A 1,753-nucleotide genomic window follows, 5' to 3' on the forward strand; every position below is an offset into this window, starting at 1 on the left:
CGTCATGCCTCGCCGGACAACACAACGTTAACACATCCCTTCTCAGTGCGAAATCGCGAACCTGCTTCTCTCCAATCCATTCGGGAACAGATGCCGCCTGCACATGATGGATGACTTGATCGCCAGATAGGTGATAGGTTCCGCAGTATCCAATGTAAGGGTTGTTCATGGCGATCGATTCGGCGTCGACATGCGATCCATGTGCGAATTCGGGGACGGATGCGCTCGAGGTGTGACGCCGCGGGTCGCGCAGATGTACGGACATGTGGCCGTCTACCGTGTAGATCAGCAGGCCGCTCGGCTGGGCGCCCATGGGCATGCCGAGAATGTTTCCGCTGCGGTCAGCGACGATGAACGAGATAGGCTGCCACGCTCCGGCCAGGGTGTTTAGCAAGGGACCATGTGCATCGAGGTGGCCCGCAGGATCCGAACTGGTTGCGCCGCTCATGAGGACGAAATCTCCGTGGGGGTTGGCTTAGATTCTTGTTGACCTGTCAGTCCGAGGTCGACAGCAGTTCGTCAAGATATGCACTGAGCCTTTTCCATTTCCGGACTCATTATCCCCTTGGAACCCCCGAAAACGCTTGATCATACCCCGCGGAATCGGTTGATCGCTTCCAGATGACGCTCACGCATCGCCTGGTCACGGACCCCGAGGCCCTCCTCGGGGGCAAGGCAGAGCACCCCGACCTTGCCCTGGTGGAGGTTGCGGTGGACGTCGTAGGCGGCTTGCCCGGTCTCGGCCAGCGGGTACACCCGGGAGACGGTCGGATGGACCAGCCCCTTGGCGATCAGCCGGTTGGCCTCCCACGCCTCGCGGTAGTTCGCGAAATGCGACCCCACCACGCGCTTGAGGTTCATCCACAGGTAGCGGTTGTCGTAGGAGTGCATGAAGCCGCTCGTGGAGGCGCAGGTCACGATCGTCCCGCCGCGCCGGGCGACGTAGACGGAGGCGCCGAAGGTCTCCCGTCCGGGATGTTCGAAGACGATGTCGGGGTCCTCGCCGCCGGTGAGTTCCCGGATCTTCTTGCCGAGACGCTGCCACTCCTTCGGGTCCTGGGTGTGCTCGTCCTTCCAGAAGCGGTAGTCCTCCTCGGTCCGGTCGATCACCAGCTCGGCGCCCATGCGGCGCACGATCTCGGCCTTGCGGGCGGAGGACACGACGCAGACCGGGATCGCGCCGCCGTTGAGGGCCATCTGCGTGGCGTAGGAACCGAGCCCGCCGCTGGCGCCCCAGATCAGTACCACGTCACCCTGCTTCATGTTCGCGCCGTTGCGCGACACCAGCTGGCGGTAGGCGGTGGAGTTCACCAGGCCGGGGGCGGCAGCCTCCTCCCAGCTCAGATGCGCGGGCTTCGGCATGAGCTGGTTCGTCTTGACCAGGGCGAGCTCGGCCAGCCCCCCGAAGTTCGTCTCAAAGCCCCAGATGCGCTGCTCGGGGTCGAGCATCGTGTCGTCGTGGCCCTCGGGACGCTCCAGCTCGACCGACAGGCAGTGGGCCACCACCTCGTCGCCGGGCGACCAGGCGTGCACCGCGGGGCCGGTTTGCAGCACCACCCCGGCGAGATCAGAACCGACCACGTGATACGGCAGGTCGTGTCGCCTGCCGAGCGGGGAAAGCCGGCCGTAGCGCTCCAGGAAACCGAACGTCGGGAGCGGCTCGAAGATCGACGTCCACACGGTGTTGTAGTTGATCGCGGAGGCCATGACCGCGACCAGCGCCTCGCCCGGGCCGAGTTCGGGAGTGGCGACC

The 1,753-nt window shown here is 64.7% G+C and carries 2 protein-coding genes; both read right to left on the reverse strand.

Annotation, left to right across the window (positions count from 1 at the left end; genetic code table 11):
- A partial coding sequence (locus DD1DGNOD_RS22225; protein ID WP_131770976.1) for a lipocalin-like domain-containing protein occupies nucleotides 1–448 on the reverse strand: 448 nt, incomplete at its 3' end.
- Nucleotides 449–588: 140 nt separating this feature from the next.
- The coding region (gene ccrA / locus DD1DGNOD_RS22230; protein WP_131770978.1) for a crotonyl-CoA carboxylase/reductase at nucleotides 589–1,753 on the reverse strand (1,165 nt) is incomplete at its 5' end.

This window comes from Candidatus Protofrankia californiensis (genome assembly GCF_900634765.1).
GTDB classification, from domain to species: domain Bacteria; phylum Actinomycetota; class Actinomycetes; order Frankiales; family Frankiaceae; genus Protofrankia; species Protofrankia californiensis.